This window comes from Flavobacterium sp. N1994 (genome assembly GCF_025947145.1).
Taxonomy (GTDB): Bacteria; Bacteroidota; Bacteroidia; order Flavobacteriales; family Flavobacteriaceae; genus Flavobacterium.
On the sequence record NZ_CP109999.1, the window covers coordinates 1746092 to 1768861 of the forward strand.

At 34.4% G+C, this 22770-nt stretch carries 22 protein-coding genes and 1 tRNA gene; 12 read left to right on the plus strand and 11 right to left on the minus strand.

The window, feature by feature from the left end:
• Positions 1-7: 7 nt before the first annotated feature.
• The 3 genes from OLM53_RS07750 to OLM53_RS07760 form a co-directional block, all read right to left on the minus strand.
• A complete protein-coding gene (locus OLM53_RS07750) occupies positions 8-763 on the minus strand; it encodes a hypothetical protein (protein ID WP_264519667.1) in 756 nt (251 codons plus the stop codon).
• Entirely contained in the window at positions 750-1310 is a 561-nt protein-coding gene (locus tag OLM53_RS07755) for an RNA polymerase sigma factor (protein ID WP_264519668.1), read from the minus strand. The genes OLM53_RS07750 and OLM53_RS07755 overlap by 14 nt, the downstream gene beginning before the upstream one ends.
• 139 nt (positions 1311-1449) lie before the next feature.
• Positions 1450-2427 carry a polyprenyl synthetase family protein gene (locus OLM53_RS07760; RefSeq protein WP_264519669.1) on the minus strand — a complete coding sequence of 326 codons (978 nt, stop codon included), beginning with the start codon at positions 2425-2427 and terminating at the stop codon, positions 1450-1452.
• 109 nt (positions 2428-2536) lie between these two features.
• On the opposite strand from OLM53_RS07760, the gene OLM53_RS07765 reads away from it, so the two are divergent.
• Entirely contained in the window at positions 2537-3394 is an 858-nt protein-coding gene (locus OLM53_RS07765; RefSeq protein ID WP_264519670.1) for a hypothetical protein, read from the plus strand.
• A 56-nt stretch (positions 3395-3450) separates the two neighbouring features.
• Here the strand turns inward: OLM53_RS07765 and rlmN are convergent, their stop codons facing one another.
• Positions 3451-4491 carry a 23S rRNA (adenine(2503)-C(2))-methyltransferase RlmN gene (gene rlmN / locus OLM53_RS07770; RefSeq protein WP_264519671.1) on the minus strand — a complete coding sequence of 347 codons (1041 nt, stop codon included), beginning with the start codon at positions 4489-4491 and terminating at the stop codon, positions 3451-3453.
• A gap of 60 nt (positions 4492-4551) precedes the next feature.
• Between rlmN and OLM53_RS07775 the strand changes: the two genes are divergently transcribed.
• Positions 4552-5193, plus strand: a complete 642-nt coding sequence (locus OLM53_RS07775; RefSeq protein WP_264519672.1) for an O-methyltransferase — start codon at positions 4552-4554, stop codon at positions 5191-5193.
• On the opposite strand, the gene OLM53_RS07780 is transcribed toward OLM53_RS07775, so the two are convergent.
• The 3 genes from OLM53_RS07780 to OLM53_RS07790 are packed head-to-tail and all read right to left on the minus strand — an operon-like array spanning position 5186 to position 6869.
• Positions 5186-5746 (minus strand): phosphatase PAP2 family protein, encoded by a 561-nt coding sequence (locus OLM53_RS07780; protein ID WP_264519673.1) that lies wholly within the window; start codon positions 5744-5746, stop codon positions 5186-5188. The two genes, OLM53_RS07775 and OLM53_RS07780, sit on opposite strands and share 8 nt — an antisense overlap.
• Positions 5746-6069 carry a twin-arginine translocase TatA/TatE family subunit gene (locus tag OLM53_RS07785; protein ID WP_264519674.1) on the minus strand — a complete coding sequence of 108 codons (324 nt, stop codon included), beginning with the start codon at positions 6067-6069 and terminating at the stop codon, positions 5746-5748. The genes OLM53_RS07780 and OLM53_RS07785 overlap by 1 nt, the downstream gene beginning before the upstream one ends.
• Before the next feature lie 44 nt (positions 6070-6113).
• Complete coding sequence (locus OLM53_RS07790; protein ID WP_264519675.1) at positions 6114-6869, minus strand: hypothetical protein; 756 nt, start codon at positions 6867-6869, stop codon at positions 6114-6116.
• A gap of 93 nt (positions 6870-6962) precedes the next feature.
• Between OLM53_RS07790 and pepE the strand changes: the two genes are divergently transcribed.
• On the plus strand, positions 6963-7673 hold the full coding sequence (gene pepE / locus OLM53_RS07795) for a dipeptidase PepE (protein ID WP_264519676.1): 711 nt from the start codon (positions 6963-6965) through the stop codon (positions 7671-7673).
• A gap of 36 nt (positions 7674-7709) precedes the next feature.
• Here pepE and OLM53_RS07800 read toward each other — a convergent pair.
• Together OLM53_RS07800 and OLM53_RS07805 are read right to left on the minus strand one after the other, a co-directional pair.
• Positions 7710-7782, minus strand: a tRNA-Gly gene (locus OLM53_RS07800).
• Between the two features lie 128 nt (positions 7783-7910).
• Positions 7911-8618: a murein L,D-transpeptidase catalytic domain family protein gene (locus OLM53_RS07805; RefSeq protein ID WP_264519677.1), complete on the minus strand. Its 708-nt coding sequence runs from the start codon at positions 8616-8618 to the stop codon at positions 7911-7913.
• A gap of 190 nt (positions 8619-8808) precedes the next feature.
• On the opposite strand from OLM53_RS07805, the gene OLM53_RS07810 reads away from it, so the two are divergent.
• From OLM53_RS07810 to OLM53_RS07825, 4 genes are all read left to right on the plus strand, one after another.
• The gene (locus OLM53_RS07810) at positions 8809-11271 is read left to right on the plus strand and encodes a carbohydrate binding family 9 domain-containing protein (protein ID WP_264519678.1); all 2463 of its coding nucleotides are present in this window, start codon (positions 8809-8811) and stop codon (positions 11269-11271) included.
• Positions 11272-11312: 41 nt separating this feature from the next.
• Positions 11313-12839 (plus strand): 2,3-bisphosphoglycerate-independent phosphoglycerate mutase, encoded by a 1527-nt coding sequence (gene gpmI, locus OLM53_RS07815; RefSeq protein WP_264519679.1) that lies wholly within the window; start codon positions 11313-11315, stop codon positions 12837-12839.
• A gap of 461 nt (positions 12840-13300) precedes the next feature.
• Positions 13301-13672 carry a hypothetical protein gene (locus OLM53_RS07820; RefSeq protein ID WP_264519680.1) on the plus strand — a complete coding sequence of 124 codons (372 nt, stop codon included), beginning with the start codon at positions 13301-13303 and terminating at the stop codon, positions 13670-13672.
• A gap of 206 nt (positions 13673-13878) precedes the next feature.
• A complete protein-coding gene (locus tag OLM53_RS07825; protein ID WP_264519681.1) occupies positions 13879-14445 on the plus strand; it encodes a hypothetical protein in 567 nt (188 codons plus the stop codon).
• Between the two features lie 81 nt (positions 14446-14526).
• Here OLM53_RS07825 and OLM53_RS07830 read toward each other — a convergent pair whose 3' ends face one another.
• Complete coding sequence (locus OLM53_RS07830; RefSeq protein WP_264519682.1) at positions 14527-15795, minus strand: acetyl-CoA hydrolase/transferase family protein; 1269 nt, start codon at positions 15793-15795, stop codon at positions 14527-14529.
• A 122-nt stretch (positions 15796-15917) separates the two neighbouring features.
• Here OLM53_RS07830 and map point away from each other — a divergent pair, with 122 nt between their 5' ends.
• From map to OLM53_RS07845, 3 genes are read left to right on the plus strand one after another with little or no spacing between them, the layout of a single operon-like run.
• Positions 15918-16736, plus strand: coding sequence for a type I methionyl aminopeptidase (gene map, locus OLM53_RS07835; protein ID WP_264519683.1), 819 nt, complete (start codon positions 15918-15920; stop codon positions 16734-16736).
• A 47-nt stretch (positions 16737-16783) separates the two neighbouring features.
• Positions 16784-17161 carry a GxxExxY protein gene (locus tag OLM53_RS07840; RefSeq protein ID WP_264519684.1) on the plus strand — a complete coding sequence of 126 codons (378 nt, stop codon included), beginning with the start codon at positions 16784-16786 and terminating at the stop codon, positions 17159-17161.
• 48 nt (positions 17162-17209) lie between these two features.
• Positions 17210-17980 carry a class I SAM-dependent methyltransferase gene (locus OLM53_RS07845; RefSeq protein ID WP_264519685.1) on the plus strand — a complete coding sequence of 257 codons (771 nt, stop codon included), beginning with the start codon at positions 17210-17212 and terminating at the stop codon, positions 17978-17980.
• A 51-nt stretch (positions 17981-18031) separates the two neighbouring features.
• On the opposite strand, the gene OLM53_RS07850 is transcribed toward OLM53_RS07845, so the two are convergent.
• Positions 18032-20836: a M16 family metallopeptidase gene (locus OLM53_RS07850; RefSeq protein WP_264519686.1), complete on the minus strand. Its 2805-nt coding sequence runs from the start codon at positions 20834-20836 to the stop codon at positions 18032-18034.
• Between the two features lie 189 nt (positions 20837-21025).
• On the opposite strand from OLM53_RS07850, the gene OLM53_RS07855 reads away from it, so the two are divergent.
• Both OLM53_RS07855 and apaG read left to right on the plus strand, forming a co-directional pair.
• Entirely contained in the window at positions 21026-22279 is a 1254-nt protein-coding gene (locus OLM53_RS07855) for a DUF5103 domain-containing protein (RefSeq protein ID WP_264519687.1), read from the plus strand.
• Between the two features lie 70 nt (positions 22280-22349).
• A complete protein-coding gene (gene apaG, locus OLM53_RS07860; RefSeq protein ID WP_264519688.1) occupies positions 22350-22736 on the plus strand; it encodes a Co2+/Mg2+ efflux protein ApaG in 387 nt (128 codons plus the stop codon).
• Positions 22737-22770 lie beyond the last annotated feature (34 nt).

A 22770-nucleotide genomic window follows, 5' to 3' on the forward strand; every position in this document is an offset into this window, starting at 1 on the left:
ATGATTTTTATTCTTTGTTTCTATTGGCTAAAGCCACTTTAACTTCTTTATAATTTTTAGATACTTTATTGAGTACTTTTTCTCTAAAAGTATACTCTACTTCACCATCGGCTTGCGAAAGCAAACTTTTAGCATCCACTTTTAGTGTTGATTTTTGGTTGGCGGATTTTTTCGCAACATTATCCAAATCAGCTAACAAGGACTCATCTGATTTGACTTCTTTTTTATTTTCAACAATAATTTCTCTTCTTGTTTCAATTCTTGGCAAATCTTTCAAAGCTACATCTGAAGAGTTTTGAAATTCAATGGCTTTGTCTTTGATAATTTGATTTTGATTGTCATTGCCTTTTTGATTTACTGTTGTTTTTTGATTGATGATTGATTTATTATTTGAGGATTGATGATTAATGCTTGTGGATTGTTGTTCCGATGATGTAGCAACTTCATTTTGCTTTTCAACTCCAATCATTGGTGCGTTATTGTTTTTTATTGGATTACGAGTGGTGTCTTTTTTTATGGTTGTTTCAACAACATTTTTTTGAGGTTCTATTTTGGAATCTTTTCCCATAAACAAAAACATACCAAGTGTGACGAAAACCAAAATGCTGGCAGCAATAAACAAAAAGCCAAAAGGGCGCTTTGTTTTTTTTTCTTCAGCAACTGAAAGCATTGCATCTAACCTGTCCCAAGCTTGAGCCGTGGGTTGAATCTCTCTACTATTTAGTTTTTCTCGGAATTGTTTTTCTATTTTATTCGGTTCCATTATCGTAATTTTTTAATTTGGTAATCTGATCTTGAAGCATTTTTCGGGCATGAGACAATTGTGATTTAGATGTGCCTTCACTAATGTTAAGCATCGCAGCTATTTCCTGATGTTTAAATCCTTCTATCGCATATAAGTTGAAAATCATTTTATACCCTTCAGGCAAACTGTCAATTAAAAACTGAATGTCTTCTACCGAAAATTGACTTTCTATATTATTATATCGCTCTTCAAAATAGTTTTCATCTTCTATGAACTTTACCTTTTTGTCGACTCTAATAAAAGAAATACATTCGTTTACCATAATTCTGCGAATCCAACCTTCAAAACTACCTTTGTGTTCAAAATTTTTCAAATTGGCAAACACTTTCATAAAAGCCGTAATCATAATATCTTCCGCTTGATGAACATCTTTAATGTATTGACGACAAACGCTCAACATTTTTGATGAAAACTTAGAATAAATTTGATGCTGAGCATGTCGATTGTTTTCGGCAGCCAGTTGAATTAATTCGTGTTCTTCTTGATATAAGTTGATTACTTTCAAAACGGTTTGTTAGCGTGTTCTATTAGCATAGACGAGTATCGTTGAAAAATGGTTGCATGGGGACTTGAAAAAATTTCTATTTTAAAATAAAAAGAAGAATAACCCCAATAAAATTAAGGCTTTGAAGCAAATAAAAAAATTACTTTTTTCGTTCAATAACGTAATTAACCATAAGTGAAAGTGCTTCTCTGTAGTCCGATTTTGGAAATCCATTGAGAATTTTGAGCGCTTCTTGCTGAAAATACTCCATTTTTTGTTCGGCATAGCTTAAGCCATTTTTGTCTTTAACAAATTGGATTACTTCTTTGACACGCTTTTTATCTTTATTATGGTTTTTAATAGAATTGATACACCAACTTTTTTCAGAAGAAGAACAATTATTTAGTGTATATATAAGTGGAAGTGTCATTTTTTGTTCTTTGATATCAATTCCAGTTGGTTTCCCTATTGCATCATCCGTATAGTCAAACAAATCATCTTTAATTTGAAATGCCATGCCAATGAGTTCTCCAAACTTTCGCATAGCTTCTACTTTATCGTCATCCTCTGAAACTGATTTGGCTCCTAAGGCACAGCAAGAAGCAATTAAAGTAGCCGTTTTTTTTCTAATTATTTCGTAATAAACATCTTCTACTATATCCAATCGACGGGCTTTTTCAATTTGCAATAGCTCTCCTTCGCTCATTTCTCTTACTGCAACTGATATAATTCGGAGTAAATCAAAATCTCCGTTATCAATAGAAAGCAGTAATCCTTTTGATAATAAATAATCGCCAACAAGAACCGCAATTTTATTTTTCCACAAGGCATTGATAGAGAAAAACCCTCGACGTCTATTACTATCATCTATTACATCATCGTGAACTAAAGTAGCTGTGTGAATTAATTCAATTACACTTGCCCCACGATAAGTTCTTTCATTGACAGTGCCGTCAGAGAGCATTTTAGCAGTCAAGAAAACAAACATCGGACGCATCTGTTTCCCTTTTCGGTTTACAATATAATAGGTGATACGATTCAGCAACGCGACTTTTGAAGTCATCGATTCATAGAACTTTTTCTCAAAAAGCTCCATCTCCTGTTGTATCGGTTTTTTTATTTGCGAAGTGATATTCATCGATTTCAAAGATACAATAAAGCCATCGTATGAAAAAAATATTTATATTTGATTAAACCTTTTTAAAAAACGATGTTCTTACACCCAAAATCTTAAAATCTTTTAAATTATGAAAACAAAGTATTTATTTGGAATGATGGCATTAATAGCTGTTTTTTCATTGAACAGTTGTTCAAAAGACAGCTCTTCCCCAGACTCAAAACTAACTAGTGCTGATGCAGTGGCTACTAACAAAATGGACAAAGCTTCAAATGACATTTCTGATGTTGTAGAAGATCAATACTTACAACTCCCTGGAGCTAACAAAACCTCAAATACTTACACATCAATATTACCTGCTTGCGCAACTAGTGTAGTTAACATTACATCAACTAGTTGGACAAGAACTGTAACATTTAATAATTGCGTATTTAACGGAAATACTTTAACTGGTCAAATCATAGCATCTGGAACTCTTCCTTTGCCTGCTGATGCAAGTACAGGTTATACTATCAACTATCAATTTGTTAATTTCACTCATAATGGAATTTTAATTGAAGGCAATAGATCCATAACTCGTAGATTTGGTTCTAGTGCACTTTTACCTAACACTAACCATCCTATCCACATTATGGATATGAATATGACAGCTACTTTCCCTAATGGAGATGTTTATACTAGAGTTGGTACAAGAACTAGAGAATGTGTTGAACATTTTGGAAATAACGACTTGAGTGATAATGTATATAAAATATACCAATCTATTACTACTACCAGACCTAATGGCTCTCAACATAGTCATGTGGTATTAGTTACATCGCCTCTTGTTTTTGACATGAGTTGTCAATACAGAGTAGTTGGTGGAGTACTTACTATCACAGGACCTACGCATTCAGCCGTAATTGATTATGGTTCTGGAACCTGCGACAATGACGCTACCATTGCTATTGATGGAGGAGCGGCTACAGCGTTTACTTTCGGAAATTAAAAATTGATTATTATAAAAGGAGAAAGCTCCGATACTGAATTAGTGTCGGAGCTTTTTTATGTTTTATTAGCTAATTGACCACAAGCAGCATCTATATCTTTACCTCTACTTCGACGCACTTTTGCTACAATGTCATTTCGTCCCAAAGCTTTAATGTAATTATCTATGGCCTCATCGGATGCTTGCTGAAATTCTCCATCATCAATTGGGTTATACTCAATTAAATTCACTTTACACGGAACATACTTGCAGAATTTTACTAAAGCCTCAATCGACGCTTTGTCATCATTGATTCCTTTCCAAACCACATATTCATAGGTGACTTTGCTTTTAGTTTTTTGATACCAATACTGCAAAGCTTCTTTTAATTCTGGCAATTGAAAATTTTTAGTAAAAGGCATAATTCTATTTCTAGTTTCTTCAATAGCAGAATGTAATGAAACAGCTAACTTGAATTTCACCTCATCGTCTGCCATTTTTTTAATCATTTTAGAAACCCCAGAAGTAGAAACTGTAATTCGCTTTGGAGACATGCCTAATCCTTCTTCAGAAGTAATCATATCAATAGCTTTCATTACATTATTGTAATTCATGAGTGGCTCTCCCATACCCATAAAAACAATATTAGAAAGTGGTCTATTATAATACAAACGACTTTCTCTATCGATAGCTACAACTTGGTCATAGATTTCACCTGGTTCCAAGTTTCTCATTCTTTTTAATCGTGCTGTAGCACAGAAATTACAATCTAAACTACATCCGACTTGACTCGAAACACAAGCAGTAGTTCGAGTTTCTGTCGGAATTAAAACACTTTCTACAATTAACCCATCATGCAAACGTACCGCATTTTTTACCGTTCCATCTTCACTGCGTTGCATAGTGTCCACTTTGATATGGTTAATTACAAAGTTGTTTTCAAGCATGCTCCTTGTTTCCTTAGAAACATTAGTCATATCGTCAAAACTATGTGACGCTTTACTCCATAACCATTCGTATACTTGGTTACCACGAAAAGCCTTATCGCCATTAGCCACAAAAAAATCTCGCAATTGTTCTTTAGTTAAACTTCGGATGTCTTTTTTCTCGATTTTCATGACGCAAATTTAGGGTATTTTGGTTATTTCTTAATTTGTATTTTTGCAAAAAACAAAACCATGCATTTCCTTTCCGAAGAATTAGATATTTACGTTACAAAGCATTCTGAAGACGAGCCCGATTTATTGGCACAACTAAATAAAGAAACCCATCAAAAAATCTTGCAACCTCGCATGTTGAGTGGTCATTTTCAAGGCCGTGTATTGAGTATACTTTCCAAAATTATCCATCCAACCCATATTCTTGAAATCGGAACCTATACGGGTTATGCTACACTATGCTTAGCTGAAGGATTGGCAGAAAACGGAACCATTGACACCTTGGATAACGAAGAAGAACTGTTTGATTTCCAACGCAACTATTTTGACAAATCCATTTGGTCCAATCAAATAACACAACATCTTGGTGATGCTTTGGATATAATTCCAACACTAACTAAAAAGTATGATTTAGTTTTTATTGATGCTGATAAAGAAAATTATATTAATTATTTTCATTTGATTGTTCCTATGATGAACAAAGGAGGAATCATTCTTTCCGATAACGTTTTATGGAGCGGAAAAGTCTTGGAAGAAGTAAAACCAAATGATATCACGACACAAATTCTACTAGAATACAATCAGTTATTAAAAGAAGACCCAAGAGTAGAAACCGTTTTGCTTCCCATTCGTGATGGGTTAACCGTTTCTAGGGTTAAATAGTATTTCGAAGGATATACTTTCGATAAAGTTTATAACAAATAAATCCAAAAGTAGCCCCAAAAGCATAACCAGTAAGTATATCTGTTGGAAAGTGTAACCCTAGGTATATTCTGCTATAAGCAAAGATTAATGGAAATAAAAATAACCAATAACTGTTTTTGTAATATTGCTTTAAAAGACTAAAAGTAAACACTGTCGTCGCCATAGAATTGGCAGCATGACCAGAAAAGAAACTAAAGGACGAACTTTCTTTTACAATTCTAATTATCCCTTTTATTTCGGCATCATTACAGGGTCTCAAACGTTCAAAAGTGAATTTGAAAAGGTTAGCCGTTTGGTCACAAAGCAATACTAACAATGTGGTAAAAAGAACATAATATCCGAAATTCTTCCAACCTATCTTCTTTTGTAGTAGATAAAAAACAAGTAAAAATAAAGGTGTCCAATACCCCGGCTTTGTAATTCCAAGCCAAAATCCATCCCATTGTTCAGAACCTAATCCGTTTAGAAATATCAGAAGTGATTTGTCAAGATGAATGATTTTTTCCAACATTACAACTGCCTTTTGATAGGTCCTGTTAAATCTTCAATATCTTCAGCAGTCTTAGTTACTTCTGGTAACACTTTGGTGTCTAAGTTAGATTTTACTTTTTCAACCTCATCACTAAAAGTAGAAGTTAATTCATTAATTGACTTATCCAATCCGTTTGCTTCAGCCCCTTTCTGAATTTCACTTTTTATTTCATTCGTAGCGCTTTTTAATTGCGCCATGGCTTTCCCCAAAGTTCTTGCTATATCAGGAATTTTTTCTGAACCAAAAAGCATTAACGCTATGAATATGATGAAAATTAATTCCCCACCGCCAATTCCAAACATAAATTCTAATTTTTAATTGTGTCGCAAAGTTACTTAAATTGCTGTTATTTTTTTAATAATTCCAAATATTTACCAGCCAAATCAGAGAAAACAAAACGGGCCATCATTTTATTTTTTTCTTTCAAAGCGGCTACCAATTTTTCATCTTCTATAGCATAATACCAAAACCCTCTAATATAATCTTTCGGTATTTTGAGATTTTCGGTAAAGTAATCTTCTCTGAACAAATTTTCTATTTTTTGAAGCAAATATTCTTTTCTTTCAATCACCAATTCTTTCTTCAACATAGCGGTCCTTCCTGATATTGCATTTAAAAGGGGGTCTAATCCAACTGAACCACCTGCCATTGTTCCAATATTGGCCGTTGGATAAGCTGCTGTGGCAGTTCTTAACTTTCTTTCTGCAGGAGTGTATACTTTTGCAGGTCTTTCCAAAATGCCCAAGGAAACTGCATTGATGTTTTTATACTGTTTAATTTCTACTTCATCAAGCGGATTTATTTTTGGCTCTAAACTAGTTACATATAGTTGCTTTAAGATATCATTTTCGGTAATGACAGCTTTTTTTGTTACTACTTGTAATCCCGAAAACTTCAAGGTGTCACCCACTTTTACAAACATCGAAAAATTTCCATTACTATCAGTTATAGTATTAGATTCGGAACGAATATTGGAAACATAAATGTCATTTAATTCTTTTATCTGTGACGTCACTTTTCCTTTCAACAAAGTTAGAGTCTGACTTTGAACAAAAGTAGGACCGAAAAATAAAAACAAGATTATACCTTTAAATAATTTCATTATTCTAAATTTACGTTGTAAAAATATCTTTTAGAATTGCAAAAGTTTATAATCTTTTGTTAAACTTGATTCTAACAAAACAAAATTCGTTTTATGAAAAAAATGATTATTGCCAGCACATCCACGCTTCATGGTGGAGACTATTTGGCCTATTTATTACCCTCTTTAGAAAATCATTTCAAAGAGTGTACTGAAATACTTTTCATTCCTTATGCTCGCCCAGGTGGAATTTCCCATGAGGCATATACCGCAACCGTTGTTTCGGCTTTCGCCAAAATAAATAAAACGGTCAAAGGATTACATGAATTCGAAAATCCAATAGAAGCCATTCAAAAAGCACTGGGAATCTTTATAGGTGGCGGAAATACTTTTCTGTTAGTAACTCAATTGTATCAAAACAATGTAATGGAAGCCTTGACAAATGCAATTGAAAGCGGCACACCATATTTAGGCTCAAGCGCTGGAAGTAATATTGCTGGAGTTAGCATGCAAACGACCAATGATATGCCTATCATTTATCCTCCAAGCTTTAAAACCTTAGGATTACTCCCCTTCAATTTAAATCCCCATTATCTAGATGCTGATTTACAAAGCAAACACATGGGAGAAACCAGAGAGACTAGAATAAAAGAATTCCATGCTTTCAACTCAACCCCAGTTTTAGGATTACGTGAAGGGAGTTGGTTAGAAGTCAAAGATGAAAAAATACTGCTTAAAGGCAATTTAACCGCTAGACTGTTCATACAAAATCAAACCCCTGAAGAATTACAACCCGAAACCGATTTGGCCTTTTTAGGAAAATAAAAAAAACCTCTAACAATATTAGAGGTTTTACTTAAGAGCGGAAGACGAGGCTCGAACTCGCGACAACCAGCTTGGAAGGCTGGAGCTCTACCAACTGAGCTACTTCCGCATTACAACGGTGCAAATATATAGAATAACATTCTTTAGATGCAAGTTTTTTTTAAAAAAAATTCATAGAACATCATCTGTAAAGATTTTGTTCACATAAGTCATTTATAATGAAAAATATAGAAAAACTTAAGAAGCTAACTTAGCTAGTATTTCTTGGTTTTTTGAAGGATGATATATAAACAAACATGATTTATCTTTAATCACATTGATTATTTTTTCATTCATTTCAACTGGAATAGCAGGACAACCCTGACTTCTACCTAATCTTTTGTTTTGTTTTATAAAAGATTCCGACACATAATCGGCACCATGAACCACTACGGCTCTTTCTCTTGCGTTATCGTTTAACCCTTTTTCAAGTCCGTCTAATTTCAATGACAATCCATGTTTACCATTATATATTTCTCCAGTGGCATAAAAACCAATACTGCTTTTAAAAGACTCTGCTTGGTTTGAAAATTCATTAGCAAACTCTTCTCCAGTATTTCTACCATGAGCCACTAAAGTTTGGAATAAAATGGTGTTTTTTTCCAAATCTATAACCCATAAGCGCTTTGTATTGGAAGACAAACTGAAATCAACCAAAGTCAAAATGTTCTTGGTAATAAGTCCTTTTTGCTTCAGCAAATAAAACCCCTCTAACGCTGTGTTAAAACAGTCAAAATTAGGCAACACGAATGAATTTGCATCTAATTGGTTATAAATAGAAACATTTTTTGAAACAGAAGAAACAGTTGTCTCAGGGGTAATTGTAGTGGAATTTGATTTGTTAGGAAGACTAGTAAAAGACGTCAACAAAACAACAAAAAGTAACGGAAAAAACTTATAATTCATTGATTTAAATAGGTTTAAAAGTTAGACTTGGTTATGCAAACATAACATAAAAATTAAAAAACAAAAACATTTTTACAAATCTTAAGGAAAAATTAAGCTTTTAACATATTGTGAATGACTATTTTATTAAAGTTAAATAATTGCACTTTTGAATTTAATTTTTACTTTTGTTTGACAAAAAGCAAACCCAATGCCCAAATATTCTTACTATTCTGTATGCCTACTCTTCCTACTTACGGGTACGCTATTTGGACAAAAAAAGTCTCTTCAAACCCAATTTACCGATGAAAAAATAACCATTGACGGTAAGTTTGACGAGCCTGTTTGGGAGAAAGCAGCAATTGCTACTGACTTTGTAATGATTGCTCCCGATAATGGAAAACCTATTCCACCTGAGAGAAAGACAGAAGTAAAAATTCTCTATAGCAATGAAGCCATCTATGTTGCTGCGAAACTCTACGACAATCAACCTGATAAAATATCCCGCGAATTAGCTTCAAGAGATTCCTTCGCAACTGCTGATCATTTTGGAGTAGAACTGAATGGATATAATGACGGGCAACAAGAATTCCGTTTTTTTGTTAGTGCGGCTGGAGTTCAAATAGATGTTTTGTATACCGAAGCGAATGGAGAAGACATGTCTTGGGATGCCATTTGGGATAGCAAAACACAAATTACCGATTTCGGATGGGTCGTTGAAATGAAAATACCCTATGCGGCCCTTCGTTTCTCCACTCAAAAGAAACAAACATGGGGATTAAACTTCTACAGAGAAATAAGAAGAGATAATTATCAATATTCATGGAATTTAATTGACAACAAAATTAAATCAGAAAGCTTACAAGCTGGAATACTCAATGGTATTGAAAACATTAAAACACCAACAAGATTATTCCTTATACCTTATTCTTCTTACTACTTAAATGCAAACAATAATCAGAAAACCATTGGGGAGTTTAAAGGAGGATTAGATATTAAATACGGAATTAACGATGCTTTTACTTTAGACGCTATTTTAATTCCAGATTTTGGCCAAACTAAATTTGACAATGTAGAATTAAACTTAGGGCCCTACCAGCAACTTTTTAATGAGAACAGGGCTTTCTTTACAGAAGGCACTGATTTATTCAACAAAGGAGGTCTATTGTATTCCAGAAGAATAGGAGAAACACCTAAAATTACAGTGGCTGATAATGAAACAGTAGTGGATAGACCCACCTCAATCAAATTGATTAATGCGCTAAAAATTTCGGGGCGAACTAAACACGGATTAGGAATTGGAGTGCTGAATGCCGTTTCTGAAAATACTAGCGTTGTGGTTAAAAACAACGATACTGGACAAACCAGATTACAAACTATTGCTCCATTGACTAATTACAATGTGTTTGTATTAGACCAACGTTTTAATAAAAATTCCTCAATAGCTTTAATCAATACCAATGTAACCCGTAATGGTGATTATAGAGATGCCAATGTTTCTGCTTTAGAATGGGATTTAAACAGCAAAGCCAATTCCTTTCAAGCACAAGGAAACTTTGAATTTAGTCATGTTCACGACGTTGTAAAGAAAGAAGGAATACGTTCTTACGTCGAATTTAATAAAACCAAAGGTAAAATACGTTTTGGAGCAGGTGCCAATATCATAACCCAAGATTTTGATGATAATGATTTGGGAGTTGCTTTTCAAACGGGTTTCTACAATTTCTATTCCAACATTAGTTACCGTATTTTAAAACCAACTAAAAAAATAAATTCTTTCCGAATAAACTTAAACTCTTACAACGAATACCACAAAGAAACGGGCTTTCTTAAAGAGGGGAATTACAATACCAATTTCAATCTAACTACTAAAAAGAATATTGATTATGGTTTAGGAATTAATATTAATCCGTTCGAAAGCTATGAATTTGACCCTCGAATTGGTGTTGATGGCTTCTCTATTAATCCTGCCAAATATGGCGTCTGGTCCTATATCTCTACTAATTACGCTAAGCGATTTGCCTTTGATTTTAATCCTTCTTACACTCTTTATAACGAAAATGGAAGGCATTTATTTGATATTAGTGTAAGTCCGAGGTATCGTTTTAACGACCATCTTTTGTTGATTTATAGTTTTGAAGTTTTCCGATACGATAATGACAATGGGTATGCTACTTCCATTGATACCGATGCCAATCCGTCTACTCCTGACGATGTGATTTTTGGCTATAGAAATGTAGTGTCCTATTCCAATACCTTATCAGGAAAATATACGCTGAATAACAAAATGAATTTGAACCTCTCGGTACGTCATTATTGGTCTTATTCCGAAAACAAAAAATATCTTTTATTACTACCCAACGGTAGATTTGCAGATTATTTAAGCCCTGTACCTAATCAGGACCAAGATTTTAGCACTTGGAATTTGGATTTATCTTACTCGTGGTGGTTTGCGCCTGGCAGTCAGATTACGATGCTTTACCGAAATAATTCTAGTTATTTTAATGATATCATCCAAAAGAATTATAGCGAAAATGTAAAAAGCTTACTCAATAACGAGGCGCTAAATCACGTCTTCTCTGTTAGTATAAAATATTACATCGATTATAATTCTATAAAAAACCATAACCTCTCTAAAACATTTACCAAACCTAAAGAGAGAATCCATTTCTAGTACTTAACTTTAGTGTTATCTTTGTTACAAATAAATTCCCAATGAACAAAAAAGTAATCTTAATGATATTAGACGGTTGGGGGAAATCACCCGACCCTAAAGTCTCCGCTATTGACAATGCCAATGTCCCTTTTATCAATTCGTTATATAAAAAATACGCGAATGCCCAACTAAGAACGGATGGTCTCAATGTAGGGCTTCCCGAAGGTCAAATGGGAAATAGTGAAGTAGGCCACATGAATCTGGGAGCTGGAAGAATTGTGTATCAAGATTTAGCTAAAATAAATTTGGCAGTCAAAAACAAAACGATGAGCACTGAACAGCCTTTGATGGACGCTTTCCATTATGCTAAAACCAACAACAAAGCGGTTCATTTTTTAGGATTGCTTTCCGATGGTGGCGTGCATTCTCATACCTCTCACCTACGCAGTTTGATTGATGCTTCCCAAGATTTTGGATTAGACAAAGTGTTTGTTCACGCTTTTACTGATGGTCGTGATGTTGACCCTAAATCGGGGAAACAATACATACAAGATTTAGAAAATTATATTGAAAAGACTTCCGTAAAATTAGCCTCAGTTATTGGTCGTTATTATGCGATGGATAGAGATAAACGTTGGGAACGAGTAAAACTAGCTTATGATTTAGTAGTAAATGGCGAGGGACAACATTCAACCAATGCCGTACAAAGCATGGCAGATAGTTATGCCGAAAATGTTACCGATGAGTTCATTCAACCTATTACATTGGTGGATGCTACCGACAAGCCCATTGCCACGATTCAAAATGATGATGTTGTGCTTTTCTTCAACTTCAGAACCGATAGAGGACGTGAACTAACTGAAGCGCTTTCGCAGAAAGACTTCCATGAATTCAATATGCATAAACTGAATTTGTATTACGTAACAATGACGAATTACGATGATACCTATAAAAACGTGCACGTCATTTATGATAAAGACAACATCACTGAAACGTTGGGTGAAGTATTAGAAAAACACAACAAAACACAAATCCGTATAGCCGAAACTGAAAAGTATCCTCACGTGACCTTTTTCTTTTCGGGAGGAAGAGAAATCCCTTTTCGTGGAGAAAACCGCATTTTGAGAAACTCTCCTAAAGTAGCCACTTACGATTTACAACCCGAAATGAGTGCCTTTGAATTAAAGGATGCTTTGATTCCGGAACTTATAAAAGAAGAAGTGGATTTTGTTTGTTTGAACTTTGCCAATGGCGACATGGTAGGACACACCGGTGTTATGGCAGCAGCTATAAAAGCTTGCGAAGCGGTAGATGTTTGTGTAAAAGAAGTAGTAGAAACTGCTTTAGCCCATAACTACACTACCATCATCATTGCCGATCACGGCAACTGTGAAACGATGATTAACCCTGATGGGACACCCAATACAGCACATACCACCAACCCAGTGCCTATCATTTTAGTAGACAAAGACCACCTGCCAGTACGCGATGGTGTTCTTGGCGACTTAGCTCCTACGATATTAGAACTCATGGGGGTAGAAAAGCCCGCTGTGATGACCGGTCATTCTTTATTAGTACGATTATAAAAAAAAGCCCCTTAGTTAAGGGGCTTTTTTTGATGTGTTTAATAGGAATAGGCCAGTTCCATTAGTTACATCGCCATTGTTATTAGTTACATTGGCAAATCCATTAGTTACATCGCCATTGTCATTAGTTACATTGGTAAATCCATTAGTTACATCACCATTGTTATTAGTTACATTGGCAAATCCATTAGTTACATCGGCATTGTAATTAGTTACATTGGCATATCCATTAGTTACATCGCCATTGTCATTAGTTACATTGGCAAATCCATTAGTTACATCGCCATTGTAATTAGTTACATTGGCAAATCCACTAATGACTTTGGCAGTTCTTCTTAATGACTCTAGCTATTTTCCTATAAAAATTTAACAAAACTTTATAATTTACAGATAAAAACTACAAGAAATATTCTCTAACTTCGTTTTGGTCAAGTATTTATTAACAACTAAAACGTATCATTATGACTAGAACAGCAGGACGGGTGGTATTATCCAGAAACCCAAAGGAGAATTTAGAGTTAGCTCAAAAAGTGTATGACAAGCATGTATCATTAGGTGCCGATTCGCCACTAAGGCTATTAGAAGATGTAGATTGGAGTATTAGCGGACCCAAAATTGCCGATGCCAAAAGATCGAATGAACAAGCCGAATTTCACAAAGGTGAAATGGAAAAAGAATATGCTAAGCGTGACCTCTTGTTGCCCGAGGTAGTCAATGCCCTTAAAACAAGCATCAAACTACTCAAAGCCAGTTATGGAGGCAACCCAAAAAAATTAACAGATTGGGGCATCTCAATAGATGATACTCCAAAAGCCAAGAAACCCAAAGAGTAATTGTTACACCCACCGCCTTACGAAAGTGAGGCGGTTTTTTTTCTTACAACGGATTTCTATATATTTGACGCTCAAACTATTTTTATGAAAAGAAACAATTTTCTTATACTATTATTAGTCCCCCCGCTACCGCGCGAATCCCTTCGCGTAGTTTTAAAAAAAACCTGCTCCCGTATTATATTATAAAAAATAAAACTAATCTAAATATGAAAAAAGCAATACTAATTCTATTAGTCTTCGGCAAACTGTTTTGGGGTTGTGCTCCGCTGCCCTCCACTACTTTGAAAACGGAGATGAGTAGTTTTAAAAAAGAAGGAATGATAGCAGCTACTTTATCGCTAGAAGACAAAAGAATGATGTCGGAATACACCTTGAAGTATGAGCAAATTAATGGTACTGGGAGCAAGAGCCTATTTGTAGACCAACTGAATTTGAAAAAAAATGACTTTGTATACAACAACGGTCAAGTAAAGTTTGGGTACTCCGCTGGAGATTTCAAAGAAGGCAATAAAGACGTTTATCTTTTCAATATCATAAAACCTGCTGGAAAGTACCGTATTTATGAGCTGGATATATTTCATAACTCGGGCAGTCAGCTCAATCAATACAACTACAAAGTGCCTTTAGATATCACTTTTGAAATTGTAGAGGGAAAAATAAGCTACTTGGGAGAAATCAACATTTTTATCAAAGATAAAATAACAAAACTCATCAATAGCATTGAAAGAGACCGAGTAAAGTTCAGAGAAATAAATCCGAATATTATTTTTTGAGGCTATGGCTTACTTACCATCTACCGTGCGAATCAATTAATGTGGCTTTAAATAAAACCCGCCAAAAATAGGGGCTTTGTTTTATTTCAACATATCATAATACGCTTTTTCAATACTCTCCTGATGTGAAGGGTGGGCTATTCTTACCATAGCTTCTGTTCGCTGTCTTAGGGTTTTACCATATAAATCGGCAATACCGTTTTCAGTAATGATATATTGCACGTGAGAACGGGTAGAAACCACACCAGCGCCTTGTTTTAAATAAGGAACGATTCGACTTTCTCCTCTTTTAGTTGTAGAAGGGAGTGCAATGATGGCTTTTCCCCCTTCACTTAACGAAGCCCCTCGAATAAAATCCATTTGACCTCCTACACCGGAGTACAGGTGTGGACCAATAGAATCGGCACATACTTGCCCAGTAACATCTACTTCTATAGCCGAATTAATAGCTATCATTTTAGGGTTTTTTCGAATGCGCGCGGTATCATTGACCATAGAGGATTCCTTCATTTCGATAAACGGATTATCATGCACAAAATCATACAACCGTTTAGAACCCACTAGGAATGTAGCTAAGACTCTGCCTCGTAGTGTCCCTTTGTAATTACAATTAATGACATCACTTTCGATTAAATCAATAACTCCATCAGAGAACATTTCGGTATGTAATCCTAAATCTTTATGGTTTTTAAGTTTGCTCAGTGCGGCATTCGGAATAGAACCGATACCCATTTGCAACGTACTTTTATCTTCAATTAAAGAAGCAATATACTCGCCTATTTTTTCTTCTTCTTTAGAAAATGAAGAGGGTTCATGACTATAAATAGGCACATCTACTTCAACCAAATAATCAATTTCATCCACGTGCAAAATACCATCCCCAAAAGTTCTAGGCATTTGCGGATTGACTTGCGCAATAACAGTTTTTGCATTTTCAATGGCGGCCACTGTGGCTTCTATAGAAACTCCTAGAGAACAATATCCATGTCTATCGGGTGGCGAAACATGAATGAAGGCAACATCAATAGGCAACACATTTTTCCTGAATAAATGCGGTAACTCACTTAAAAAAACGGGCGTATAGGAACCATTTCCAGCTACTAACGTATGACGAACATTGGCACCTATAAAAAAGGAATTGACATGAAAACTTTCTGCTAATTCGGGTTTAGCATAATGGGCTTCTCCTTCGGTATGTAAATGGCACACCTCCACGTTTCTTAATTCTGAGGCTCTTTCGGCTAATGCCTTACTTAAGATGGTGGGAGCTGCTGCTGCTGCCTGAAGGTAAACTCTATCATTAGACTTTACGACTTTTACAGCTTCTGCTGCGGTAACATATTGGGTCATAACTAAAATTTTAAACAAAGATAAAAGGGTAAGGTAAGGAAAAACATGATAAAACTCATTTGTAAGTTCTGATTATTCAAAATCGGTATAAAGTTGTACTTTTGCCAACTGAAATTAGAGTTATGATTATTCCAAAAACAGCTGAAGAAATTGAATTGATGCGTGAAAGCGCTTTGTTAGTTTCGAAAACATTAGGTGAAGTGGCCAAAGTAATTAAGCCAGGTGTCACTACCTTACAATTAGATCAATTAGCCGAAGAATTCATTAGAGATAATGGTGGAGTTCCTGGTTTCCTTGGTTTGTACGGATTTCCCAATTCGCTTTGCATGAGTCCGAATGCCCAAGTGGTTCATGGAATTCCAAATAACATTCCACTACAAGAAGGTGATGTAATATCAGTAGATTGTGGTGTTTTGAAAAACGGTTTTTATGGAGATCATGCTTATTCTTTTGAAATTGGTGAAGTGGCACCAGAAGTTAAAAAACTTTTAAAGGTTACTAAAGAATCTTTATATATCGGAATACGAGAATTCAAGTCTGGAAATCGTGTTGAAGATGTAGGTAATGCCATTCAGAAATATTGTGAAGGCCATGGTTATGGAGTGGTTCGGGAACTTGTTGGACATGGTTTAGGAACCAAAATGCACGAAGATCCAGAAATGCCAAATTATGGAAAACGCGGTCGTGGTAAACTATTCGTGGAAGGAATGGTAGTCGCTATCGAACCCATGATTAACATGGGGACTAAAAATATCAAGCAACTCAAAGACGGTTGGACTATATTGACTGCTGATGGAAAACCAAGTGCTCATTTTGAACATAATGTGGCATTGGTTAACGGAAAACCAGAACTGCTTTCCACGTTTCAATATATCTATAAAGCATTAGGGATTGTGAGTAATGAAGAAGAGGAGTTTCGAACAGAGCCTTTGGTTCTTTAAGCTATAACTCAGAGAAACACAAAGAAGACACAGAGATTCGCAAAGCAATGGATATAAACGAATTGACTTATAAAGTAATTGGACTAGCGATAGATGTTCATAAAGAACTTGGCCCAGGTCTTTTAGAGTCTGCTTATCAAGAATGTCTTTTCTACGAATTAAAGAATGCTGGTTTACATGTTGAAAAAGAGAAGTCTTTGCCAATAGTATATAAAGAAGTAAAACTTGACCATGGTTATCGTATAGATCTGCTGGTTAAAAATGTAGTAGTCATCGAAATAAAAACAGTTGAGAATTTTACTGATGTTCATTTTGCTCAAGTTTTGACTTATTTAAAACTAGGAGATTATCCCATTGGATTACTTATGAACTTTGACAGTAAAATATTAAAGAATAATATCAAACGATTTATAAATAAAAATTAAATTCTCAGTGTATCTCTGCGATACTCTGTGAATCTCTGTGAAACAACCATGAAAAAAACATTCAAGTTCATACTCAATACGATTCCTAGACCGATTCTTATTCGTTTAAGTATTGTCGTTCGACCTATATTGGCTTTAGCCTTAAAAGGAAATCGATTCACGGATCCTATTGATGGTAAAAGTTTCCGTATGTTCTTGCCTTATGGGTATGGCACCCAAAGAAATAATGTACTATCCCCAAGTACTCTTTCATTAGAAAGACATCGTTTGTTGTGGTTGTATTTACAAAACGAAACTGATTTTTTTACGGCTAAGGAAAAGAAAAAAGTACTGCACTTTGCTCCTGAACAAGAGTTCTATAAACGCTTTAAAAAACAAACCAACATTGATTATACTACGACGGATTTACTTTCGCCTTTAGCGGATGTTAAAGCTGACATTTGTAATTTACCCTTTGAAGACAACAGCTACGATGTTATTTTTTGCAATCACGTATTAGAGCATATTCCAGATGACACTAAAGCCATGCAAGAATTATATCGAGTATTAAAACCAGGTGGCATGGGGATTTTTCAGATTCCTCAGGATTTGTCTAGAGCTACTACTTTTTCGGACGACAGTATCGTAGACCAAAAAGAGCGAGCTAAAATATTCGGACAATACGATCACGTTCGGGTTTACGGCAGAGATTATTTTGATAAACTAAGAAGCATTGGGTTTAAAGTAGTAGAGGAAGATTACACTACTAAAATGACACCTGAACTTGTTGAAAAATATTGTTTAGCCCAAGGCGAAATCATTCCTATTTGTTACAAATAAAAAAACCACCACACTTTTGGTGTGATGGCTTTCCCTTTTATAATTACTAATTTATTCAGGCATTAAGACCCCAATCGTTTTATCTTTAGCTAAATATTTTTTAGCTACTTCCTGAACTTGGGCTACTGTTACGCCGTTAATTTTTGCTTCCATATCTAAAATGTCTTCTGGTTTGGAGCCATTAGTATAACATTTCGTGAAATTAGCCATCCAGTAACGGTTCTCCTTCATTTGTTTTTTATATTCTAGAAGTTCAGCTTGTTTGAATTTATCCAAATCAACTTGAGTAGGACCGTTGGCAATGATTTTATTCAGCTCGCCTAAGGTAGCCGTGATTAGTTTCTCTGTATTCTCAGGTCCACAAGGGAAATTAATATTGAAATTATAAGAACCATTAGGAACTTTATTCATACTACCTCTAGCATTTACAGTATATACCCCACTTTCTTGTTCTCTTATTACTTCTGTTAATTTAATGGTCAAAATATCTCCAGCTGCTTTCAATAAATAAGCCTCATCAGCATTATAGGTTGTATCGCCATAAAACATAATACTCACATTACTTTTAGGGTCTTTCCCTTTGTTCACTACTTTTTTTAGGTCACCTTTTAAAAATCGGTATCCTAAATCTTTTGTTGTTTCTCTATTATCATTGGAGGCAAGTGATGCAATGTACTTTTTAGCGAGATTCTCCATGATAGTATCATCTACATTTCCTACGAAGAAGAATTCAAAATCTCCAGCATTAGCAAAGCGTTCTTTGTATTTGTTATATGCTAATTGATAGTCCGCTTCTTTCCATTTTTCAGCCGTTGGGATAAACCCGTTCCATCTTGGATTTTCTTTATTCAGATAAGTGTATAATTCTTGTTGGAAATAGAAATTAGGCTGTGAAATTAGGTTTTGATAAAAGTTCGATTGTTTTTGTTTGTAGCCATCAAAGGCAGCTGCATCAAAATTCAAATCGGTAAAATAAGCGTGTATCATTTGGAAAGCATATTCCAAATCTTTAGGTGTTGCATTTCCTCTAAAGCCTTCTGTAGCATTAGAAATATAAGGTGTTACACTTGCTATTTTATCTGACATAAATTTCTCAATATCATTTTGATTTAGACCAGAAAAACCAGCTTCAGTAAGCCCATTATTAGCAAACATCGTTTTTTTCATCTCCTCGTTAGTATACAAATTGGTCCCTCCGAAACTTACTGCTTCTAATAAAATCTCATCATTTTTAAAATCAGTTTTCTTATAAGTTACTTTGGCTCCATTTGACAAGGTTAAGGTAGTAGCTCCAATTTTATCATTAGTTTCTTTTTTAACTATACTACCTTCTTTAATAGGGTTTCTCAACAAACTTTTGGCAACAGCCTTATCCTCGTAAGGTTTTAATTCAGCCGAATTTACTTTAATGGCAGCAAGTACTTCTTGTTCTGTTACTTTTTTCAAGCCTTCTTTTTCAGGAGCCGTTATAACAACTACTCTATTATCCTCTTTTAAAAAGTCTTTTATTAAAGCATTAACTTCTGTCAATTTAACCGATGGCAACATTTTTTGAACCGCTGGATAACTCCATTCTATACCTGGCATAGGCTCTTGTTGTAAGAAATTGGATTGGCATTCCCAAACAAAATTTTCAGACTCGCTCTTATCTCTGTCTTTATATTGACTCTCTGATCTAGTTAATACCTCTTTTTTAGCTCTTTCAAATTCCCCAGCAGTAAATCCAAATTTCTTTACTCTTTCGTTTTCTGAAACAAGGACTTTTAAAGCTTCCAATTGTTTGTTTTCGTCAATCATAGCAAACGATTGAAATGCTTGTTTGTTTCTAGCAAATGTTTCTCCATGATAAGTAAAGCCATAAGTAAAAGGCGGTGTTGGGGAATTAACTAATTCGTTCAATCTATTATTTAACATGGTAGTAAATAATACTTCAACTAATTCATCTTTAAGATCATTAATCGTTTTCTTTATTTTACGTAACCCATAATCTTTATATAAAAGTTGCACCTGTGTTTGTGCCGCTTCTTTATCACTTTCTATGGCTACAAAAGTTTCTTTATGATTAGGCACGTCAAAAGATTTTCTAGGTTTTTCGTTGGCCGGATTTTGATATTTTGAGAAATGATCCTTAATTTTTTGTTCCATTTGAGCTACATCAATATCCCCAACCACAATTACACTGATTAAATCTGGTCTGTACCAATCTTTGTAAAAACTCACTAATTTATCATACTTGAAGTTCTCAAGGATTTCCTTCTTACCAATAGGTAAACGATTAGCATACTGTGAGTTGTGCATCATTTTTGGAATATATTTATCTTCCATTCTTTTGTCAGCACCCAATCCTAATCTGTATTCTTCTAAAACCACACCTCTTTCTTTATCAATTTCTTCTGGCGTTAAGTTGGCATTGAATGCCCAATCTTCTATGATTTGAAACCCTTTTTCTAGTTTTTCTGGATTATCCGATGGGATAGGAAGAAAATAAACGGTTTCATCAAAACTGGTATACGCGTTTAAATGTTGTCCAAATTTTACACCGATGCTTTGTAAATAATCTACCAATTGATTCTTAGGAAAACGTTTTGTACCGTTAAAATTCATGTGCTCCATAAAATGTGCTAACCCTTGTTGGTCATCATTTTCAAGTACAGACCCTGCATTGACAAGTAATCTTAAATCTACTTTGTTTTCAGGCTTGGCATTTTTTCGGATGTAGTAGGTTATTCCGTTTTTTAATGTTCCTTTTTTGACATTAGGGTCAAAAGGAATGAGATTGGTTCCCTTCAAATCCTGAGCAAACATTGCTGCTGGAAACAAAAAAAGGGCGAGCGTCGATTTTAAAATGTGCTTCATAAAAAAGTAAGGTTTTAGATGTTAATTGAAAATTATAACGGATTAATATTACATTTATTGTGAAACTACTAAATAAAAATAATTGAGACATAATTTTAACTCAATTTTAGCGTTCTAACTCAAACACATAAAAAGTGGCATAATTAGTGTGGTAATAATTATTATATTTACAGTTCGAAAACGAAAAAAATGAAGAAAAAAAACCTTTTCACTTTCACATTACTACTTCTAACAGGAATCATTTTTTCACAAACAGAAACAGAAGTAATCCCTCCTTATAATATTAAAACGGTCACTTTTGTTCAAAACGGACAGAATACTATACCCGTCTTTCAGTTAGGAGATAGTTTTCAGTTTCAATTTGATGATTTATATGCCACAGAATCCAATTATTATTACACCATTACTCATTGCAATTACGATTGGAAACCTTCACAACTATCCAAATCAGAATACCTTATAGGTTTTGATGATCAACGAATTCAAGATTATACTAATTCATTTAATTCACTTCAAGTATATTCCCACTATAACCTTTCGTTTCCGAGTAAATTGACCCAATTTAGAGTAAGCGGAAACTATGTGATTAAGATTTTAAATGATGACAAGGAAGTCGTTTTTTCAAGAAAATTTATCCTTTATGAAGATATAGTTTCGGTGCCAATACAAGTCAAAAGAGCTCGAAATCTTTCCATTATAGAGCACAAACAAAACTTAGACTTTTCAATAACTTCACCGATTATTAACTTTCAAAGTCCGTTGACCAATGTCAAAGTGATGTTACTACAAAATGGTAAACTGAACAATGCTATAACGAATATCAAACCACAATATACCATTGGCAATGACCTAATTTACAAATACGATACCGAAACACAATTTTGGGGAGGAAACGAATTTCTCTTTTTTGAAAACAAAAACATACGAGCTGCCAATAATAGTATAGCCGCTATAGATTCTAAAGGCGGAATTTACAATGCGCATTTATATACAAATCAATCAAGAGCCAATGCCCCTTATACTTATTTCCCTGATATTGATGGGAATTTTCTAGTAAAAAACATTAATGCACAAAATAACGATATTGAGGCTGATTATTCCTGGGTATTCTTTACGCTATCAGCACCAGCATATTATGGTAAAAAGAATATTTACGTTAATGGAATGTTCAATAATTACGCAATAGGTGATGAAAACAAGATGGATTATAATGCTGAAAAAGGGGTCTATGAAAAGGCCATTATGATAAAACAAGGGTTTACGAACTATCAATACGTAATTGCAGATGACAAAGGGAAAATAGATGAAGAAAATGCTATAGACGGCAATTTCTATCAAACTGAAAATAATTACTTTGTGTTGGTTTATTATAAAGAAAACAATCAACGCTACGACAGAATTATTGGAAAAGGAGTAGCAAGTTCTGTTGATATAACTAACTAAAAATTAACATTAAAATAGTTCATAGAACAGTATTTTTTGTAATTTTGAAATCGATAAACATTTCAAGTTCATGGTAACCCAAATAACAAGAGGTATAAAAATTTCGGTCTTGACTAGTTTTGAAGGCACCTACTTCAAGAACTATAAAATTCACTTTGCCTTTAGTTATGAAATCACCATTGAAAATCACAGCAAAGATTCCGTACAATTAAATTCACGTCATTGGGAAATATTAGATTCCCTTAACGATAAGGAAATTGTTGATGGCGAAGGTGTAGTTGGGAAAAAACCAGTATTAAAACCAGGTGAAAAACACACTTACAATTCGGGTTGTTTACTTTCCTCGCCATTTGGTGCCATGAGTGGTTATTTCAACATGATTAATTTTACTACCACCAAAACTTTTAAAGTGATTGTGCCTTCATTCAAATTAAGTGCTGCATTTGCTTTGAATTAATTTTTGGTTTGACTTCTTATTAAAAATTCAAAAT